Raw genomic sequence first — 19,602 nt, forward strand, 5'->3', positions numbered from 1 at the left:
AGGCTCAGTTGTCGGCGCCGAGCGCGATCGGCACGCCGACCAGGGAGCCGTACTCGGTCCAGGAGCCGTCGTAGTTGCGGACGTTGGCCTGACCCAGCAGCTCGTGGAGGACGAACCAGGTGTGCGCCGAGCGCTCGCCGATGCGGCAGTAGGCGATGGTGTCCTTGCCGAGGTCCACGCCCGCGCCCCGGTAGAGCTCCGTGAGCTCGTCGTCGGACTTGAACGTGCCGTCGTCGTTGGCCGACTTCGACCACGGGATGTTGCGCGCGGTCGGGACGTGGCCCGGGCGCTGCGACTGCTCCTGCGGGAGGTGCGCCGGGGCGAGCAGCTTGCCGCTGAACTCGTCGGGGGAGCGGACGTCGACGAGGTTGAGCTCGCCGATCGCGGCCACGACGTCGTCGCGGAAGGCGCGGATGGACAGGTCCTGCGGCTGGGCCCGGTAGGCGGTGTGGGGGCGCTTGGGCACCTCGGCGACCAGGTCGCGGGAGTCGAGCTCCCACTTCTTGCGGCCGCCGTCGAGGAGCTTCACGTCCTGGTGGCCGTAGAGCTTGAAGTACCAGTAGGCGTAGGCCGCGAACCAGTTGTTGTTGCCGCCGTAGAGGACGACGGTGTCGTCGTTGGCGATGCCCTTCTCGGACAGCAGCTTCTCGAATCCGGCCTGGTCGACGAAGTCGCGGCGGACCGGGTCCTGAAGGTCGGTCTTCCAGTCGATCCGGATGGCGGTCTTGATGTGGTTCTTGTCGTACGCGGACGTGTCCTCGTCCACCTCGACGATGACGGTCTTGGGGTGGCCTTCGTCGATGCGGGCCTGGACCCAGTCGGCGTCCACCAGGACGTCACTGCGGCTCATGCTGATCTCCTCCGGGGCAGTTGCGGTGTGCCGGCGGGCGGTGCGGGACGCGGTGCGTACGCGTGCGGCACCGCGCGGCGGGTGGAGCGATGGTGCGGGGAGGCGGCCGAGGGGCCGGAAAGGGGTCCGGTAAGCGGGCCCCGTCAGACACGGCGACACAGCATGGCGGCCACGCGGCACAGGTCCACTGCCCGCCGCTTGGTGAGATCCGCCTGTCGCTTCATAAGGGGGATCGTAGGGAGGGGCGGGAGCCCTGTCACCGGGGTGCCGGATAATGAGACGAAAAATCTCACATGGTGGGCTGTCGGGCTTCCCGGTGGGCTCTCCGGCCCCCGTCCGGCCCTTTCGCCAGCCCGTATGGACTGACGTGCGGACGGAGGCGTCTCGCAGCGTGGACGCGGGGGGTTCAGCCCGCCAGGTTGACGTCGGTGCCGGTGAGGGTGATGTCGACGCCGTTGGGCGTCGCGACGACCGTGTCGAGCTTGATGCCCCGGGGCAGGCCCGTGATCTTCCGGTCGAAGTCCGTCTTCTCGCGGATCTTCCGCTCCAGGCCGGGGATGCCCTGCGAGGGGACCTCGTTGGCCCGGACCCGGACGGTGTCGCCGTTCACGACCGTCACGGTGGAGATCACGCTCTGCTGCGACGTCTGGCCCATGACGGTGACCTTGCCGGAGACCTTCACCTGGTTGCCGCCGGTGGCGTCCTTGCCGCCGTAGCCGACGCCGACGTCGGGGTCGCCGGTGGCCTTGGTCAGCTCCTCGTAGGTGAGGTGCGCGGTGCCGCTCGCGCGGCCGGCGGTGGCGGAGGTGTAGCTGCTGTCGACGCGGACGTCGTGGAGGGTGGCGTCGAAGCCGCTCACCTTGATGGAGCGGTCGCCCGCGCCGGCGGTGACGCCGCCGTCGAGCTTGATCTCGACCTCGTCGAGCCGGGAGCTCGCGACCTGGGTGAGGAAGGGGAAGCCCTTGATGGAGACGTCCGGGGTGCCGGAGAGGTTCTGGCTGCTGCGGATCTTGTCGGCGACCTGGTTCTCGGCGAAGTAGACGGCCGCACGGTCGGCACCGACGAACAGGGCCGCCAGGATTATGGCGACGATCAGGAGCCTGCGTATCGCGCGCATCGGTTCGTTCGTCCCCCACTCTCGGTCAGGCTTTCCCGTGAGCCTAGCCCGGGTGGGCGGGTGGGTGTCGACCCGCGTGCGTCACCGGTCTGTAACCGTTTGGGGCTCCTTGCCCCGGTCCCGCCCTTTCACCGTTTCCGAGCGGGGCTCCGCCCCCTCGCGCCCCCGTTCCGCGCTGACGCGCGGTGTCCTCAAACGCCGGACGGGCTGAGTTCAGCCCGTCCGGCGTTTGAGGACCGGGGGTCCGGGGGCGGAGCCCCCGGGAACTACCCCAGTGCTCGGCCGAGCACGTAGACGACCGGTGCCGCCAGCGCGAGCGGCAGGGCCACGCCCGCCGTCATGTGGACGAACCGCGACGGGTAGTCGTAGCTGGCGACGCGCAGGCCGGCGAGGGCGCAGACGCCGGCCGCCAGGCCGAGCAGCGCGGCCGTGGGGCCGAAGCCGGTCAGCTGGCCGCCCGCGATGCCCGCGCCCGTCGCGGCGATCAGCGCGACGACGGGCGCGGCGACCGACGGCAGCGGCAGGGCGCGGGCCAGTACGGCCGCGGCCACGCCGAGCGCGCCGATCACCACGGCGTCCGGGTCGGCCGCCAGGTGGCCGCCCGCCATGACGGCCAGGGCGGAGGAGGCGGTGGCCGCCGTCAGCCCGTAGAGCCGCTCGTCCGACCCGGCGTGGCTGCGCAGCTGGAGGACGACGACCAGCAGGATCCATACGCCGAGGGTGCCGAGGAGGACCGTCGGCGCCTTGGCCGTGTCGGTCGCCAGCAGCCCGACGTCGGCGGCCACGCCGCCGAGGAAGGCCAGCGCGATGCCCTGCCGGGCGGGCCACATGCCGTTCAGCCGGAACCAGCCCGCCGCCGTCACCGCCTGGAGCAGCACCACGGGCACGGCCAGCGCGGGCCGCGCCAGCGGCGCCGCGGCGGCCAGCAGCCCGGCGAGGACGGCGGTGATCAGCGCCGGCTGGAGGCCGGGCGACACGATCTGCGGGCGGCCCTCCGCCTTCGCCTTCTCTGCGGCGGTCATCGGGGCCACCGCGGCCACCGGCCGCTCGGCCACCTCGCCGGCGACCGGCGCGGCCACGACCGCGCCCTCCGGGCGGGGCACCGGCAGGGCTCCGCTCCCGGCGCCGGTGGACTCGTGGCCGGACGGCTCGCGGTCCCACGACGCGTCGTACGCGGGCGCGGGATCCTGCCGCTGCCAGCTGTGGGTGTCCCAGCTCTGGGTCTGCCAGGTCTGGGTGTGCGGCTCGTCGTGCTGCTGGTAGTCCTGCTGGGGCTGCGGCCACGCGGCCGGCTGGTGGTGCTGCGGTGCCTGGTGCTGTGGCTGCGCCTGGTGCGGCGCCTGCTGCTGCCCGTCGTAGTCGTAGTCGTACGACCCGTAGCCCTGCGGCGGCGGCTCGTACTGCGGGTACTGCCCGTGCTGGTCGTACGGGTCATAGGGATTGCGGTGGTGCTGTTCGCTCATGCTGCCGGGGTCACCCTCCTGCGAAGGGCGGGAGCACCTCGACCGTGCCGCCCTCGGTGAGTCGGACCGTCGAGTGGTCGCGCGTGCCGACGGGGTCACCGTTCACGAGGAACGAGCAGCGCGCGAGCACCCGCGCGAACTCCGGCGCCGCCTCGTGCGCCCGCCGGGCCGTGACCAGCGCGTCCGCGAGCGTGCGCGCGGCGTACGGCTCCTCGGCCGTGCCCGCGGCGGCCTTGGCCGCGGCCCAGTACCGGATCGTGCCGGCCGGAGGCTCCGGCTCGGTCGGTCCCGGCTGTGCCGGCAGCGGTGCCGGACGAGCCGTGTGTGTCGTCGCCACGGCGACCCCTTTCGGTTTCTTGCCGCCTCCATGATGACGGGTGCCGGGGCCGCCATGTCCCCGCCCGGTAAAGGAGAGGCCCCGTCGAGAGGTGCTCGCATAGGCTTCTTGTGTGTTGGTGCGACTTCTACGGTCGTCTTTGCGGCCCTATACCGGAGCGATCGCTCTGATCGTGCTCTTGCAGCTCGTTCAGACCCTCGCCACTCTCTACCTCCCCAATCTCAACGCGGACATCATCGACAAGGGTGTCGTGAAGGGCGATACCGGATACATCCTGAGCACCGGCGGGCTGATGCTCGCCGTGACCCTCGCGCAGATCGTCTGCGCCGTCGGCGCCGTGTACTACGGCGCCCGGACGGCCATGGCGGTCGGCCGGGACCTGCGCGCCGCGGTCTTCGACCGGGTCCAGTCCTTCTCCGCGCGTGAGATGGGGCAGTTCGGGGCGCCCTCGCTGATCACCCGCACCACCAATGACGTCCAGCAGGTCCAGATGCTGACCCTGATGGCGTTCACGCTGATGGTGTCGGCGCCGATCATGTGCGCGGGCGGCATCGTCCTGGCCGTCCAGCAGGACGTGCCGCTCTCCTCGCTGTTGCTGGTGATCGTCCCGGTCCTGGCGGCCATCGTGAGCGTGATCATCTGGCGGATGCGGCCGGTGTTCCGCGGGGTGCAGTCCCGCATCGACACGGTCAACCGGGTGCTGCGCGAGCAGATCACGGGCATCCGGGTCATCCGCGCGTTCGTCCGCGACGATCACGAGCGGAAACGATTCAGGAGCGCCAACACCGAGCTGATGGACGTCTCGCTGCGCGCGGGACGGCTGATGTCGCTGATGTTCCCGTCCGTGATGCTGGTGGTGAACCTGTCCTCGATCGCCGTCGTGTGGTTCGGCGGGCACCGGATCGGCGACGGCGGCATGGAGATCGGCGCGCTCACGGCGTTCATCAGCTATCTGATGCAGATCCTGATGTCGATCATGATGGCCACCTTTATGTTCATGATGGTGCCGCGCGCCGAGGTCTGCGCCGAGCGCATCCAGGAGGTCCTGACCACGGAGTCGAGCGTGGCGCCGCCCGCCGTCCCGGTGACCGAGCTGCGGGGGCGCGGTCACCTGGAGCTGCGCACGGTGGAGTTCGGCTACCCGGGCGCCGAGGAGCCGGTGCTCCGCGACGTCTCCCTGGTGGCCCGGCCCGGCGAGGTCACGGCCGTCATCGGCTCCACGGGCAGCGGCAAGTCGACCCTGCTGGGCCTGATCCCGCGGCTGTTCGACGCCACCGGGGGCGCCGTCCTCGTCGACGGCGTGGACGTGCGGGAGCTGGACCCGGCCGCGATGGCCGCCGCCGTGGGGCTCGTCCCGCAGAAGCCGTACCTCTTCTCCGGCACCGTCGCCTCCAACCTGCGCTACGGACGCCCCGACGCGACCGACGACGAGCTGTGGCAGGCGCTGGAGACCGCGCAGGCCCGGGCGTTCGTCGAGTCCATGGACGGGATGCTGGAGGCGCCGATCTCCCAGGGCGGCACCAATGTCTCCGGTGGCCAGCGGCAGCGCCTGGCGATCGCCCGGGCCCTGGTCCGCAAGCCGGAGATCTACCTCTTCGACGACTCCTTCTCCGCCCTCGACTACGCGACGGACGCCCGGCTGAGGGCCGCGCTGTCGCGGGAGACCGGGGACGCGACGGTGGTGATCGTCGCGCAGCGGGTGTCGACCATCCGCGACGCCGACCGCATCGTGGTCCTCGACGAGGGCCGGGTCGTCGGCACGGGCACCCACACCGAACTGATGGGGACGAACGAGACCTACCGGGAGATCGTGCTCTCCCAGCTCACCGAGGAGGAGGCGGCGTGACGTCCCTCGAGAAGCCCGCCGCGAAGCCCGCCGAGCCCGCCGCCGGCGGCCCGGACGGAAAACCGGGCGGCCCGGGCGGCCCGGACGGAAAGCCGGGCGGCCCGGGCGGTAAACCGGGCGCCCCGCAGCGCAGAGGACCCGCGCCCGCCGTGGGCATTGCCCGTTTCATGGGCGGCCAGCCCACCGAGAAGTCCATGGATTTCGCCGGCTCCGGCCGCCGGCTCCTCGCCCGGCTGCGCCCCGAGCGGGCCGTCGTCTCCCTCGCCCTGGCGCTCGGCGTGGCCAGCGTGGGGCTGGCCGTCATCGGCCCCAAGGTCCTCGGCCACGCCACCGACCTGATCTTCGCCGGTGTCGTCGGCTCCCAGATGCCGGCCGGTGCCACCAAGGCCCAGGTCCTGGACCGGATGCGGCAGCAGGGCAACGGCAAGATCGCCGACGTCCTCTCCGGCGTCGACTTCGTCCCGGGCCACGGCATCGACTACGGCGCCGTCGGCAATGTGCTGCTGTGGGCGACGCTGATCTACGTGGGCTCGTCCCTCTTCCAGCTCGTCCAGGCCCGCATCGCCACGAACGTCGTCCAGAAGGCCGTGTTCCGGCTGCGCGAGGAGGTCGAGGAGAAGCTCGGCCGGCTGCCGCTGAGCTACTTCGACAGGCAGCAGCGCGGCGAGGTCCTCTCCCGGGCCACCAACGACATCGACAACATCGCGCAGACCCTCCAGCAGACCCTCAGCCAGATCATGGCCTCCCTGCTGACGATCGTCGGCGTGCTGGCGATGATGTTCTGGATCTCCTGGCTGCTGGCCCTGGTCGCCCTGGTGACCGTGCCGGTGTCGATCGTCGTCGCCACCCGGATCGGCAAGCGGGCGCAGCCGCAGTTCGTCGCCCAGTGGAAGTCCACGGGCAAGCTGAACGCCCACATCGAGGAGATGTACACCGGCCACTCGCTGGTGAAGGTCTTCGGCCGGCAGAAGGAGTCCGCCGAGACGTTCCGCAAGGAGAACGACGAGCTCTACGAGGCCGGGTTCAAGGCCCAGTTCATCTCGGGCCTGATCCAGCCCGCGATGATGTTCATCGGCAACCTCAACTACGTGCTCGTCGCCGTGGTCGGCGGCCTGCGCGTGGCGACCGGTTCGCTGTCGATCGGTGACGTCCAGGCGTTCGTGCAGTACTCGCGCCAGTTCAGCCAGCCGCTGACCCAGGTGGCCTCCATGGCCAACCTGGTCCAGTCCGGCGTCGCCTCGGCCGAGCGCGTCTTCGAGCTGCTGGACGCGGAGGAGCAGTCCGCCGAGCCGGCGGACGCGCGCCGCCCCGGCCGGGTGCGCGGCGAGGTCTCCTTCGAGAAGGTCTCCTTCCGCTACGAGCCCGACCGCCCGCTCATCGAGGACCTGTCGCTGACGGTCCGGCCCGGCCAGACCGTCGCCATCGTCGGCCCGACCGGCGCCGGCAAGACCACCATGGTCAATCTGCTGATGCGGTTCTACGAGGTCAACGGGGGCCGCATCACGCTCGACGGCGTCGACGTCGCCGAGATGTCCCGCGAGGAGCTGCGCTCCCACATCGGCATGGTCCTCCAGGACACCTGGCTCTTCGGCGGCACGATCGCGGAGAACATCGCCTACGGCGCCCCCGAGGGCGTCTCCATGGACAAGATCGTGGAGGCGGCGAAGGCCACCCACGTCGACCGCTTCGTCCGTACCCTGCCCGACGGCTACGAAACGGTGATAGACGAGGAGGGCTCCAACGTCAGCGTCGGCGAGAAGCAGCTGATAACCATCGCGCGGGCCTTCCTCGCCGAGCCGGAGATCCTCGTCCTCGACGAGGCCACCAGCTCCGTCGACACCCGCACCGAGGTGCTGATCCAGCAGGCCATGGGCCGGCTGCGGACCGGACGCACCAGCTTTGTGATCGCCCACCGCCTCTCCACCATCCGTGACGCGGACGTCATCCTGGTGATGGAATCCGGCCGCATCGTGGAGCAGGGCACCCACGACTCGCTGCTGGCGACGGGCGGGGCGTACGCCCGGTTGTACGAGGCGCAGTTCGCGGAGCCGGTCGCGGAGGCGTAGGACTCTTCGTACGGCCGTAGGGCTCTTTGTGCGGCCTGGGGGCACGCGCCGTCGCGACGGCGCGTGCCCCGGCGCGTGCGACTATGCGCCCTCCGTGCCGCGGCGCACCCCCATTCGGCCGCCCCGGGGCCGGTGGGTGCGCGAGACTGGTTCCTGCAGGACGTACCGACCGGCGACCGTCAAGAGTGCGATGCGATGACCACTCGAAGTGACCGACGAAACACAAGCTCATGCAAAATCGTCCGCGCCGTCGAAAGTCGGGTGGGTTATTCTGCTGCGCAGAGAGGATCCGGGCAGAGTGGCCCCCGGGTCCTTTTGTGCATTCGGACGACGAGCAGTGCCCCAACCGTCCTCGCAGGGACCGAGGAGGAACCGACGTAATGGGCGAGCGAAGCGCACGACAAGAGAGCGCACCAGAAGAGGGCGCGACCCCCACGGGTCGTACATGCCTTACGAGGAACCGGGCAGGTGGTGGCCGATGAGCTCCCTGCTGCTCCTGACCAATGCCCTCCAGCCGTCGACCGAGGTGCTGCCCGCGCTCGGCCTGCTGCTGCACAGCGTGCGCGTGGCCCCCGCCGAGGGCCCGGCCCTCGTGGACACCCCCGGGGCCGACGTCATACTGATCGACGGCCGCCGCGACCTGCCCCACGTCCGCAGCCTCTGCCAGCTGCTGCGCTCCACCGGGCCGGGCTGTCCGCTGCTCCTCGTCGTCACCGAGGGCGGCCTCGCCGCCGTCACCGCCGACTGGGGCGTCGACGACGTCCTCCTCGACACGGCGGGCCCCGCCGAGGTCGAGGCCCGGCTGCGCCTGGCCATGGGCCGTCAGCAGATCTCCATGGACGACAGCCCGATGGAGATCCGCACCGGCGACCTCTCGGTGGACGAGGCCACCTACAGCGCCAAGCTCAAGGGCCGGGTCCTGGACCTGACCTTCAAGGAATTCGAGCTGCTCAAATATCTCGCCCAGCACCCCGGCCGGGTCTTCACCCGCGCCCAGCTCCTCCAAGAGGTCTGGGGCTACGACTATTTCGGTGGCACCCGCACGGTGGACGTCCACGTCCGGCGGCTGCGTGCCAAGCTGGGCCCCGAGCACGAGTCCTTGATCGGCACCGTCCGGAACGTGGGCTATCGGTTCGTGCTGCCGGAGAAGCCGGAAAAGGCGGAGAAACAGGTGAAGGCGGAGAAGGCCGAGAAGGAGAAGGCCGACTCCGCCCCTTCCTCCACCCCCTCTGCCGCCCCTGCCTCCGCCGGGCGGCGAAGTGACCGAACCGAGGCCGTTCGCCCGGTGAAACGGTAGGTGGACCCGCGTAGACTGCCGCGCGTGGCCAAGGTGACGCGGGACGATGTGGCGAGGCTTGCGGGGACGTCGACCGCGGTCGTCAGCTACGTCATCAACAATGGACCGCGCCCGGTGGCACCGGCGACGCGGGAGCGAGTGCTGGCCGCGATCAAGGAGCTGGGGTACCGGCCCGACCGGGTCGCCCAGGCGATGGCCTCACGACGGACGGACCTCATAGGCCTGATCGTCCCGGACGCGCGCCAGCCCTTCTTCGCGGAGATGGCGCACGCGGTCGAGCAGGCGGCGGCCGAGCGCGGGAAGATGGTCCTCGTCGGGAACTCCGACTACCTCGACGAGCGCGAAGTGCACTACCTGCGCGCCTTCTTGGGCATGCGCGTCTCCGGCCTGATCCTGATCAGCCAGGGCCCCAGCGAGACCGCCGCCATGGAGATCGACGCCTGGGACGCCCGGGTCGTCCTGATGCACCGCAGGCCCGACGCCATAGACGACGTGGCCGTCGTCACCGACGACGTCGGCGGCGCCCAGCTCGCCACGCGCCACCTCCTGGAGCACGGCCACCCGTACGTCGCCTGCCTCGGCGGCACGGAGGTCACGCCGACCGTGGGCGACCCGGTCACCGACCACGTCGAGGGCTGGCGGCGCGCCATGCGCGAGGCCGGGAAGTCCCTGGAGGGCCGGCTCTTCCCGGCCCCCTACAACCGTTACGACGCGTACAAGGTCGCCCTGGAGCTGCTCTCCGGCCCGAACCGGCCGCCGGCCCTGATGTGCGCCACGGACGACCAGGCCATCGGCGTGCTGCGGGCCGCGCGCGAGCTGCGCATCGACGTGCCGGGTGAGCTCGCCGTGGCCGCGTTCGACGACGTCAAGGAGGCGGCCCTCACGGACCCGCCCCTCACCACCGTCGCCTCCGACCGCCAGGCGATGGCGCGCTCGGCGGTCGATCTCGTCCTCGACGACGGCCTCCGCTTCGCCGGCTCCCGCCGCGAACGCCTCAAGCAATTCCCGTCCCGCCTGGTGATCCGCCGCTCCTGCGGCTGCGGCTAGCCCTCCGGGCAGGTTGTGGGCAATCGTCCCGCAGGGCGGGACGGGTGGGCACAACCCGGACGACGGACGTGCACCACGGCAGGGCGCCCCGGGGGGCCGGTGTCCTTATGCGGGGTGAACAGGGTTCTGCCCCCGTTCTCAGCCCGTCCTCAGACTCCTCTCATGATGACGGCGCACAGTCATAGTCATGACGGACAACGAGTACCCCGCACCCCCGGCATACCCCCCGCACGCCCACTTCTCCGAGCCGGCGCAGCCGCAGGCATACCCCGCGTCCCACCGCGCCCGTGCCCGCCGCCCCGTCGCGCTGCTCGCCGCCGCGGCGATCGTCGCGGCCGTGGTCGGCGGCGGGTCGGCGGCGCTCGTGGGGGAGCTGACGAGCGGGCACGCGGACAGCGCGCAGTCGACGCCCGTCCAGAACGTCTCCGCCAAGGGCAGCGGCGTCTCGGCCGTCGCCAACGCCGTCAGCCCCAGCATCGTGGAGATCAAGGCGGCGACGGCCTCCGGCCAGTCCACCGGCTCCGGCGTGATCGTCACCAGCGACGGTGAAGTGATCACCAACAACCACGTCGTCGCCGGCGCCGACGAGGTCAAGGTCACCCTCAGCGACGGCACGTCCAAGACCGCCAAGGTCGTCGGCACCGACCCCGGCAAGGACCTCGCCCTCATCAAGATCCAGGACGCCAAGGGCCTCAAGGCCGCCAAGCTCGGCGACTCCGGCAAGCTCAGGGTCGGCGACCAGGTCGTCGCCATCGGCTCCCCCGAGGGCCTCACCGGGACCGTGACCAGCGGCATCGTCTCCGCCCTCAACCGCGACGTGACCGTTGCCAAGGAACAGGGGCAGAGCGGCGGCGGCCAGGACCAGCAGGGTCAGCGGCAGCGCGGCTTCTCGCAGTGGCCGTTCGAGTTCGGCGGCAACCAGTACAACGGCGACACCGGCTCCTCCAAGACCACCTACAAGGCCATCCAGACCGACGCCTCCCTCAACCCCGGCAATTCCGGCGGCGCCCTCATCAACATGAACGGCGAGATCATCGGCATCAACTCCGCCATGTACAACGCGGGTGCCAGTGACACCGCCGGCAGTGTGGGCCTCGGCTTCGCCATCCCCGTCAACACGGTCAAGGCCGACCTGGCCAAGCTGCGAGCGGGCGGCAGTGGCGCCTGAGAAACCCCTGGGCGTGCGAGGCTGAGGAGGAAGACGCACCCTTGCCACCCAGTGAGAACCGTGAGGTACCGCCGATGAGCCCCGCCGAGCACGGCGAGACGCCCGCCCGCATCCTGATCGTGGACGACGAGCCCGCCGTGCGCGAGGCACTGCGCCGCAGCCTCGCCTTCGAGGGCTACACGACCGAGCTGGCCGTCGACGGGCTGGACGCGGTCGAGAAGGTCGCCGACCGGCGCCCCGACCTGATCGTGCTCGACGTGCTGATGCCCCGGATGGACGGCCTGACGGCCGCCCGCCGGATGCGTGCCTCCGGAGTGACCGTCCCCATCCTGATGCTGACCGCCCGCGACACGGTCGGCGACCGCGTCACCGGCCTCGACGCCGGCGCCGACGACTACCTCGTCAAGCCCTTCGAACTGGACGAACTGCTGGCCCGCATCCGCGCGCTCCTGCGCCGCAGCTCCTACGCGGTCTCCGCCGCGCCCGCCGACACCGACGCGCAGACGCTGTCCTTCGACGATCTGCGCATGGACCTCGCCACGCGCGAGGTGACCCGGGGCGCACGGCGCGTGGAGCTGACCCGGACCGAGTTCACCCTGCTGGAGCTGTTCCTGACCCACCCCCGTCAGGTGCTCACCCGCGAGCAGATCCTCAAGTCCGTCTGGGGGTTTGAATTCGAGCCGTCGTCCAACTCCCTCGACGTGTACGTGATGTACCTGCGCCGCAAGACCGAGGCCGGGGGAGAACCCAGGCTCGTCCACACCGTCCGCGGGGTCGGGTACGTCCTGCGGGCCGACGGCGGCACGGAATGATCGCGACCAGATTCCGCCGGCTCCCGCTGCGCTCCCGGCTGGCCCTGCTGACGGCCGCCGCCTGCGCGGTGACGGTGGCGCTGGCGGCGTGGGCCTGCTGGTTCGTCACCAAGGAGCAGCTCGGCAGCGAGCGCGACACCACCCTGACCAGCAAGCGCCTCGACGAGCGCTCGGTACAGGCCCTGGTGCGCGGCTGCGGCGCCAACCCGCCCGGCCTGCCCCCGGCCCCCGGCTCGTACACCGTGCAGGTCGTCACGGCCAGTGGGCTGGTCTGCACGCTGCCCGGCAAGTCCCCCATCAGGATCACCGCCGCCGACCTCGCCGTCGCCGACGGCCGGCTGGAGGAGGCGCTCCACGACAGCGTCGCCACCGACGGCAGCGAGATGCGCGTCTCGACGTACCGCAGCGAACAGCTGCCGAACACGGCCGTCTCCATCGCCCAGCCGCTGAGCGAGACCGACAAGCCCCTCAACTCCCTCGCGCTCGTGCTGGTGTTCACGGCCGGTGTGGGCGTGGTCCTGGCCGCGACGGCCGGACTGTGGATCGCCCGGGCCGCGCTGCGCCCCGTGGACCGGCTCACGGACGCCGTCGAGCACATCGCCCGCACGGACGACCTCGCCGTGCGCATCCCCGTCGAGGGCGAGGACGAGATCGCCCGCCTGTCGCGCTCGTTCAACTCCATGACCGAGGCGCTCGCCTCCTCCCGGGACCGGCAGCAGCAGCTCATCGCCGACGCCGGGCACGAGCTGCGGACGCCGCTGACCTCGCTGCGCACCAACATCGACCTGCTCGCGCGGAGCGAGGAGACCGGCCGGGCGATCCCCCCGGAGGACCGGAAGGCGCTGCTCGCGAGCGTCAAGGCGCAGATGACGGAGCTGGCGGAGCTCATCGGCGACCTCCAGGAGCTGTCCCGCCCGGACGGCCCGGAGAACAGCGGCCCGCTCCAGGTGGTCGCCCTCCACGAGGCCGCCGGACGAGCCGTCGAGCGGGCCCGGCTGCGGGCCGGCGGCGCCGGGCTCACCGTCGACGCCGAGCTCGACCCGTGGTTCGTCCGCGCCGAGCCGGCCGCGCTGGAGCGGGCGGTCGTCAACCTCCTCGACAACGCGGTGAAGTTCAGCCCTGCGGGTGGTGTGATCGAGGTCCGTCTGGTGAAGGGCGAACTGACCGTTCGCGACCACGGACCCGGCATTCCGGCCGAGGAACTCCCGCACGTCTTCGACCGGTTCTGGCGCTCCCCGTCGGCACGCGGCATGCCGGGCAGCGGCCTGGGCCTGTCGATCGTCGCCCGGACGGTCCGGCAGGCGGGCGGCGAGGTGACCCTCCGCCCGGCCGAGGACGGCGGCACGGTGGCGAGCGTCCGCCTACCGGGCGCGGCGACGGAACCCCCGCACGCGCTGTAGGGGGGCGCCCCGAAGGGGGTGCCCCGTAAGGGGCGCGGGGCAGTGTCGATTTGCGGCTGCCGCCGCGCGGGCGCGACCAGCCCCCACCGGCCGGCACTATTTGCCCACGGCAAGACCTGTCGCCGACAACTCGGCCCGAATCCCATCCGCCCCAACGGAAAGGGCCCGCAACCGCAACCGCTCCGCCTCCGGAGGCATCCGGAACGAGAACGAGAACCGATCCGCCAGCTCCGGCGGCTGGAGCCGCGTGAGCGCGGTGAGCAGCCCGGGGTCGATGCCCAGTTTCTCCAGCAGCCACGGGTGGTCGACGAGCACATCGACGAGATTGAGCCGGGTGAGCCCGTCGACGAACCGGGGCGTTCCGGCCACCTCCCGCAGCCGCTCCTCGCTGCCCAGCGCGGCCTCCACCGCCTCCTCCGGCACGCCGAGTCGTTCGGCGACCGCCGGGACGGAGAACAGGGCCTTCACCCGGGCGGCGTCCTTGGCGATCCGTTCGGCGGCCTCGCGGTGCAGGACGAGGCTTCTGTGGTCGTCCGGGCCCTGGCCTCCGGGGCGGTAGGTGGCGACGTGGGGGAGGTCGAGGCTCATCCCGTCGATCTCGGTGGTGATCGCGTGCCCGCCGTCCCGGCGCAGATGCGCCTGGGCCCGGACGACCAGCTCCTGCCCGGCGACGTTCAGCCGGCCCAGGGCGCCGATCGAATCGCCACCGAGGTCGCGGAATCTGACCTGCGAGGCGCCGAGTTCCCGGTCCATGTCGGCGAAGGCCAGTAGGACCTCGCCGCTGAGGTCGCCGATGACGGCGCCCCGAATGGCGGTGGGCAGGCTGCCGGTGAGCCGGATGTCGCGGGCGCTGGCCCGTACTCGCGCCAGCGTCACGCGGTCGGCGGCGACGTGGGGGACGGTGACGTCGACGCGGTCGAGGCGCTTGGCGGCCACCTGGGTGAGGAACGGGAACCCCTTGATGTCGACCTGCGGTTCGGCCGTCAGCCGCAGCGCGTGCTGGAGCTGCTGCTGGGCCTTCTTCTCCGCGTACATCGCGGCGCAGCGGTCGGCGAGGAAGAGGAGGGCGGCGCCGGCGGTGACGAAGAGGAGGAGCTTGACGATGCGGCGGAGGAGACGGAGGGGGCTGGGCGTCCACCGCTGCCGGGTCCGCCGACGGGCGCGGCGCTTCGCGCGGCCGCGCCGGCTCCCACGGCGCCCGGCGCGGCGATGGCCGGGCGGCACCGACGGCCGGTTGTCACCGGGACTGGCGGAAAGGCCGGCGGAAGGAGCGGCAATCGGATCGGCGGGTATGGGGGGTATGAGGGGCGGCTCGTCGGGTTCGTCGTATGGCGGCTCCGGACCGGCGAGTTGCGCCAGTTCCTCGTAGGGGTTGGGGGGACGGAGGGGCATGCGTGTGGGGGTTCGCATCGCCACATCCCACCATGGCCGAGGTCGGTGATCGCAAGGGCTACCGCCGGTACTGGCGCATTCTTGGCGGGATTTTCGAACGCGAGTCTTAGCATGAATACGCGCAGGAATCGGGGCGGTTTCCGGCCGTTGTGCCGGGGTTTTTCCCGGTGGCTGACAAAGCCCTCTAGCGTGAGCCCCATGGCACGCGCTCGGGGGAGTCGCGACGATCACGCGACATGTGCGACACCGGATGACTCGGACAGCGGTCATCCCAACGGCGGCTGCCGGATGCGGGGGATTCCCGCTGGGGCGAGGATGCGAGCGTGGTCCGAGCCCGAGTCGGAGGAGGCGTCGCCCCGTGAACCGGAAGGCTGTGGTCGCCCTGGCGGCCGCCGCGCTCACCGGCGCCGCGGTCACGGGATGGGCGGCCTTCGTGCCCGACCCCATCTCCCTCACGTCCGAGGGCACGACGGGTGAGTGCGCTGTCTCCTGGCGGAAGCCGGGCGTCGTCTTCGCCCCGCTGACACCGGGCGCCGCCGCGGGGTCCTTCGCCACCACGGACGGCACGGCGAGGATCGAGATCGCGGGGGAGGGGGACCTGCCATCGCTGGCCGCCGATCCGGCCGCTCTGACACGCGCGATCACGGTCACCAACGCCGCGAAGGGCGGATTCTCGCTGCGGGACCGTGCGGGGAATGTGATCGAGGTGTCGGAGCCCGAGATTCCCAGCAGTGCGGAGAACCTCCTCCAGGGCGTGCTGACGTTCGTCGTCAGAACCCCCGCCGACCCGGCCGGCTCGCGCACCCCGGCTTTCACCTACGTCCCGTCGGGCTCGTTGCCACCGCAACTGGAGCTGATGCCGACGCCCAAGGTCACCATCCCCTTCACCATCGCGCTGAGCGTCACCCCGCAGTTCGCGGCAGCGCTGAACACGGCGTTCGGGGAGGGATCGGTGAAGAGCGGCGATGCCTTCGGGACGTGCCGCAGCGTCATTTCGGCTGAGTGACGCTATGCCGTCGCCGTGACGGCGAACGGCACGGATGCGGGGCTCACCTCGCACCACAGGAGTTTCCCCTGGAACCCCAGGTACGACGCGCCGGCCGACCAACTGCCCCAGTTGTCCGCGCAGAGCCGCACGATCCGTAGCCCCCGGCCCCGGGGCGCCTCCGGGTCGATCTCCGGGATCCGCCCCTTGCCCTGGACGACGGGGCGCTCGAACGGCGCCGGGACCTCCGGATTCCGGTCCCAGACGCTGATCCGGACCCGGTCGTCCGCCACGTACTTGATCCGTACGTCGGTCGGACCGTCGGAGTAGAGGTAGGCGTTCGTGACCAGCTCGCTCGTCACCAGCTCGGTGACGTCCGCGAGTTCGCCCATGCCGTGACTCTCCACCGCACCGCGCAGCGTGAGCCGGGCGATCCGTGCGGATCGCGGGTCGTGGGGGAGGGTGAGCGAGTAGGACCAGCGGTTCTCCGGCGATACGGTTGCCACGGTGGCTCCTTACGGGGAGGTTTTCGCTGCCGCGCGGTGTCAATGCCGCCCCTTGGGCAGGGCGGTGCGCTTCCGCGTTCGCGGCGGGCCGCGTCATGAGTGGCTTGATGAGACGGTAGGGCCTGCGCCCGTAGGGCTAACACCGGTTCGTTCGTAGGGCTACGAAATCCCCCTCGTGTGGGTGACAGGGTGCCCCTGGCGTCGGCCCTACAGTGGGCGCCATGCCACCGAGCCATCCACCCACACTCAGGCAACGACGCCTGGGTGCCGAGCTGCGTAAGCTCCGCGAGCGTGCGGGCCTTTCGTCAACAGCCGCCGCGGCGCGCTTCGGCTTCCAGCAGGCGCGCATGAGCATGATCGAGGCCGGCCGCCACGCGGTGAGCGCCGACCGCGTGCGGGCGATGGCCCGCGCCTACTCGTGTGGTGACGACAAGCTCGTCGACGCGCTGGCCGACATGACGGGCGGGCGCACGCGCGGTTGGTGGGACGAGTACCGCGAGCATCTCCCGGCAGGCCTGGCGGACTTGGCCGAGCTGGAACACCACGCCCACGGCCTGCGCGTGGCGCTGGTGATCCACATCCCGGGGCTGCTGCAGACCATCGACCATGCGCGAGCGGTGATCCAGGCGGCGGTACCTCCCATGCGGGCATATGAGGTGGAACACCGGCTGTCTCATAGGATGAGGCGACAAGGGATCCTTCATCGCGACAACCCGGTTCGCTATTCCGCCGTCATTCACGAGGCGGCGCTGCGGATGAGGTTCGGGGGCACGGAGACCGTCCGCGCTCAGCTTCGCCATCTCGCCGAGATGAGCGAGCTGGAGAACGTCACCATCCGCGTGATCCCCTTCACCGTCGGGGCTTTCACGGGAGCCGGTACGTCTTCGGACTACGTCTATGGGGCTGTGCCGGAGCTCGATACAGTGCAGCTAGACGTTGCGCATGGCTGTCAATTCCTCGACGCCGAAGCTCAACTGGCGAAATACCGCGCAATCCTTGACGTCATGGAAGCAACGGCGCTCAATCCGTCTGAGTCACGGGATTTCATCCATGGCCTCGCACGCACCATCTGAAGGGTACGAAGCGTGTCCACGTACCACTGGCAAAAGTCTTCCTACAGCGGAGACGCCTCGAACTGCCTGAACATAGCGGCTGTCGAAGACGGCACTGTCCGCTTACGCGAGAGCGACGCCCCGGGCGTGGTCATCGCAATGGCCTCCGGAAGCCTGCGCGGACTTCTGCATGCGATCAAGGCGAGGTGGCTGGCGGCCAGCGGGTGCCGATGACGGCCGCCGCGATCGCCTGGCAGAAGGCCTCATACAGCCATGAAGGCGCTAACTGCCTGAACATAGCGGCCGTCGGAGACGGCACCGTCCGCTTACGCGAGAGCGACGACCCGGACACCGTCCTGGTCGTCGCTCCCGCGTCACTGCGCGCGCTGCTGGCGGCCGTCCGCACCCACCGGCACCGTCACCAGTTGCGGTAGACCGCGTCGCGGGCCTGGTCGAGGTACTGGCGGTACGTGCCCAGGTTCCACGCCGCCCACGCGGCCCAGCCGCGGCCCGAGGGGTCCTTGTCGATCTCGTAGGCCTTGCGGGCGGACCAGCCCATGTCCTTCCAGTTCTCGTCCGTCACGACGTTCGCGTCGCGCCCGTGCACGTCGGGGTGCCAGCGCTCGTTGATCTGCCACGCGCCGAGGTCCCACGACCCGGGGTCGGGGTCGTTGGGGTTGTTCTGATGCCGGGCGTCGTGGCGGCAGCCGGACTCGGCCATGGCTATCGCCACGGCGTGGATCGCGTCGTCGTTGCGGCCCTCGGAGGACCTGTCCTTGGCGAACCCGGCCAGCTTCGCCTCCTGCGCGCACGCGTCGATGCCGTCCCGGTTGCCGTCGGCGTAGGCGGGTGCCTGTCCGGCGAGCATGAGGGGTGCGAGGGTGGCCAGTCCGGCCACCATGAGGGGCAGCTTGCGCATGGTGTCTCCTGTTTCACTCGTCATCCGGCGGGGCGCGTGTGCACCACGCCGGACGGCAGCGAAACAGGTGGCGATCGATGGTGGATCGACACGGGATAAACGTGCTGGCTACATCCAGGTCGCCCGTTCAGACGAGATCGGGCTGCCAGATGGTGCGGTCGGGATAGACGTGGGCCGTCGGGGAGAGCTTGTACGAGCCCGACGCGGCGTGCTCGGCCAGCACCCAGCCCACTCCTTGGTAGCCGAGGGGCACCTTCGCCCGCGCCACCCCGCATTCCGCGGGGTCCGTGAGGAGGGATTTGCCTGCCGGAATGAGCATGGCGCGGGTTTCCGGGGCTCCGGTGCAGGGGTGGAACACCCTGTCCTGTACGTACTGGAGGCGGGCCCTGATCCGCGCGTCGCCGGAGCCCTGGTTCGTGATCTTCAGGGCGAAGGTGATCCGCTCCGCTTCGACGCGTGCGCACACGCGCCAAGTGACGGTGCCCGGTCCTGGGAAAGGCGCGCTGCACCGGCTGTCCTCGCCCAGTGTTCCGCGTTCCAGATCGGGCCGTTCCGGGGCGGCGGGTCCGGCGAGGGCCGACGGTGCCGGGCGGGTGGCTCCGGTGGCGGTCTCCGCGGGCGCCTCGGCCCGTTCCCACGGGCCGAGGGCGGCGGCCGCGACCGCGATGACGGCTGCCACGGCGCCGCCGGCCAGGAGGGCCTTGGGCGCGGGCAGCCGTCGCCATCGCCGCCCGAGCCGCTCCGGCGGCACGGGCGGCACGGATTCCCCGGGCTCCTCGGGGACGCGGGGCGCCGGGACGGCGGTCGGCGCCGTCGGCCGCCGGTATCGCCGCTGCCGCTGGGTGATCAGCGCCTGTCTCTGGAGCTCGTACCACTCCTCGAGTTCCCGGTCCGGGACTTCGAAGATCTGCGCTAACGCGGTGAGCAGGGCCTTGTCGGGGACGGACGTGTGGTCCGCTGCCATATAACGCTGCAGCGCGGACTTGCTGACCCCTTTGACCTTCTGGCCGTGCAGGGCCTTCCTGAGCTTGTCCTCGACCCGGTCCAACGCCAGCCCTGTGGCGCTCCAGCGAGCGTGCAGCTTCCGGGCGAGCTCCGCCCTCGCCGCCTCCGGCGCGGTGCGAGGTCCGGCCGCCGCGTCGCCGGTGGCGTCCCGTTCTCCCGTCACGGTCCCTCCGTCATCCCAAAACCAAACGTTTTTGCAGGTGGACGCCCTGAAGAACGAGCGGGACGGGAGCGGGATATGGGCGGGACGGAGCGCCCGGCCGAAGCCCTGGTGGGCATGGCGGAAGCCCTTGAAGCTGATTCCGCGGTCCTCACACGGATCGCGGAACCCATCGACATC

The 19,602-nt window shown here is 71.0% G+C and carries 19 protein-coding genes; 11 read left to right on the top strand and 8 right to left on the bottom strand.

What is annotated here, in order from left to right; genetic code table 11:
• Positions 1-4: 4 nt before the first annotated feature.
• The 4 genes from ACX9I7_RS20080 to ACX9I7_RS20095 form a co-directional block, all read right to left on the bottom strand.
• On the bottom strand, positions 5-850 hold the full coding sequence (locus ACX9I7_RS20080) for a sulfurtransferase (RefSeq protein ID WP_387575613.1): 846 nt from the start codon (positions 848-850) through the stop codon (positions 5-7).
• Positions 851-1,256: 406 nt separating this feature from the next.
• On the bottom strand, positions 1,257-1,967 hold the full coding sequence (locus ACX9I7_RS20085) for an LmeA family phospholipid-binding protein (protein WP_387575611.1): 711 nt from the start codon (positions 1,965-1,967) through the stop codon (positions 1,257-1,259).
• Between the two features lie 266 nt (positions 1,968-2,233).
• On the bottom strand, positions 2,234-3,430 hold the full coding sequence (locus tag ACX9I7_RS20090) for a hypothetical protein (RefSeq protein ID WP_459388081.1): 1,197 nt from the start codon (positions 3,428-3,430) through the stop codon (positions 2,234-2,236).
• 10 nt (positions 3,431-3,440) lie between these two features.
• A complete protein-coding gene (locus ACX9I7_RS20095; protein ID WP_459388111.1) occupies positions 3,441-3,734 on the bottom strand; it encodes a MoaD/ThiS family protein in 294 nt (97 codons plus the stop codon).
• Positions 3,735-3,879: 145 nt separating this feature from the next.
• On the opposite strand from ACX9I7_RS20095, the gene ACX9I7_RS20100 reads away from it, so the two are divergent.
• The 7 genes from ACX9I7_RS20100 (at position 3,880) to ACX9I7_RS20130 (ending at position 13,403) form a co-directional block, all read left to right on the top strand.
• Complete coding sequence (locus ACX9I7_RS20100) at positions 3,880-5,613, top strand: ABC transporter ATP-binding protein (protein ID WP_387575607.1); 1,734 nt, start codon at positions 3,880-3,882, stop codon at positions 5,611-5,613.
• Between the two features lie 167 nt (positions 5,614-5,780).
• The gene (locus tag ACX9I7_RS20105; RefSeq protein WP_387575739.1) at positions 5,781-7,679 is read left to right on the top strand and encodes an ABC transporter ATP-binding protein; all 1,899 of its coding nucleotides are present in this window, start codon (positions 5,781-5,783) and stop codon (positions 7,677-7,679) included.
• Positions 7,680-8,157: 478 nt separating this feature from the next.
• Positions 8,158-8,976 (top strand): winged helix-turn-helix domain-containing protein, encoded by an 819-nt coding sequence (locus ACX9I7_RS20110; protein WP_387575605.1) that lies wholly within the window; start codon positions 8,158-8,160, stop codon positions 8,974-8,976.
• Between the two features lie 24 nt (positions 8,977-9,000).
• A complete protein-coding gene (locus tag ACX9I7_RS20115; protein WP_189453435.1) occupies positions 9,001-10,023 on the top strand; it encodes a LacI family DNA-binding transcriptional regulator in 1,023 nt (340 codons plus the stop codon).
• Positions 10,024-10,210: 187 nt separating this feature from the next.
• Positions 10,211-11,191: a S1C family serine protease gene (locus ACX9I7_RS20120; protein ID WP_459388082.1), complete on the top strand. Its 981-nt coding sequence runs from the start codon at positions 10,211-10,213 to the stop codon at positions 11,189-11,191.
• 74 nt (positions 11,192-11,265) lie between these two features.
• Positions 11,266-12,003: a response regulator transcription factor gene (locus tag ACX9I7_RS20125; RefSeq protein ID WP_459388083.1), complete on the top strand. Its 738-nt coding sequence runs from the start codon at positions 11,266-11,268 to the stop codon at positions 12,001-12,003.
• Positions 12,000-13,403 carry a sensor histidine kinase gene (locus ACX9I7_RS20130; RefSeq protein WP_387575598.1) on the top strand — a complete coding sequence of 468 codons (1,404 nt, stop codon included), beginning with the start codon at positions 12,000-12,002 and terminating at the stop codon, positions 13,401-13,403. The genes ACX9I7_RS20125 and ACX9I7_RS20130 overlap by 4 nt, the downstream gene beginning before the upstream one ends.
• A gap of 96 nt (positions 13,404-13,499) precedes the next feature.
• Here the strand turns inward: ACX9I7_RS20130 and ACX9I7_RS20135 are convergent, their stop codons facing one another.
• Entirely contained in the window at positions 13,500-14,795 is a 1,296-nt protein-coding gene (locus ACX9I7_RS20135) for an LmeA family phospholipid-binding protein (RefSeq protein WP_459388084.1), read from the bottom strand.
• A gap of 358 nt (positions 14,796-15,153) precedes the next feature.
• Between ACX9I7_RS20135 and ACX9I7_RS20140 the strand changes: the two genes are divergently transcribed.
• Positions 15,154-15,801: a hypothetical protein gene (locus ACX9I7_RS20140; RefSeq protein ID WP_459388085.1), complete on the top strand. Its 648-nt coding sequence runs from the start codon at positions 15,154-15,156 to the stop codon at positions 15,799-15,801.
• Positions 15,802-15,803: 2 nt separating this feature from the next.
• Here ACX9I7_RS20140 and ACX9I7_RS20145 read toward each other — a convergent pair whose 3' ends face one another.
• A complete protein-coding gene (locus ACX9I7_RS20145; RefSeq protein WP_459388086.1) occupies positions 15,804-16,286 on the bottom strand; it encodes an ATP-binding protein in 483 nt (160 codons plus the stop codon).
• Between the two features lie 221 nt (positions 16,287-16,507).
• Here ACX9I7_RS20145 and ACX9I7_RS20150 point away from each other — a divergent pair, with 221 nt between their 5' ends.
• The 3 genes from ACX9I7_RS20150 to ACX9I7_RS20160 are packed head-to-tail and all read left to right on the top strand — an operon-like array spanning position 16,508 to position 17,772.
• The gene (locus tag ACX9I7_RS20150) at positions 16,508-17,359 is read left to right on the top strand and encodes a helix-turn-helix domain-containing protein (RefSeq protein ID WP_459388087.1); all 852 of its coding nucleotides are present in this window, start codon (positions 16,508-16,510) and stop codon (positions 17,357-17,359) included.
• A 12-nt stretch (positions 17,360-17,371) separates the two neighbouring features.
• The gene (locus ACX9I7_RS20155; RefSeq protein ID WP_459388088.1) at positions 17,372-17,572 is read left to right on the top strand and encodes a DUF397 domain-containing protein; all 201 of its coding nucleotides are present in this window, start codon (positions 17,372-17,374) and stop codon (positions 17,570-17,572) included.
• The gene (locus ACX9I7_RS20160; RefSeq protein WP_459388089.1) at positions 17,545-17,772 is read left to right on the top strand and encodes a DUF397 domain-containing protein; all 228 of its coding nucleotides are present in this window, start codon (positions 17,545-17,547) and stop codon (positions 17,770-17,772) included. The genes ACX9I7_RS20155 and ACX9I7_RS20160 overlap by 28 nt, the downstream gene beginning before the upstream one ends.
• On the opposite strand, the gene ACX9I7_RS20165 is transcribed toward ACX9I7_RS20160, so the two are convergent.
• Complete coding sequence (locus tag ACX9I7_RS20165; RefSeq protein WP_387575586.1) at positions 17,757-18,257, bottom strand: hypothetical protein; 501 nt, start codon at positions 18,255-18,257, stop codon at positions 17,757-17,759. The genes ACX9I7_RS20160 and ACX9I7_RS20165 overlap by 16 nt on opposite strands.
• Before the next feature lie 127 nt (positions 18,258-18,384).
• Complete coding sequence (locus ACX9I7_RS20170; protein WP_459388090.1) at positions 18,385-19,425, bottom strand: hypothetical protein; 1,041 nt, start codon at positions 19,423-19,425, stop codon at positions 18,385-18,387.
• Between the last annotated feature and the right edge of the window lie 177 nt (positions 19,426-19,602).

The sequence above is a fragment of the Streptomyces sp. L500 genome (assembly GCF_054551825.1).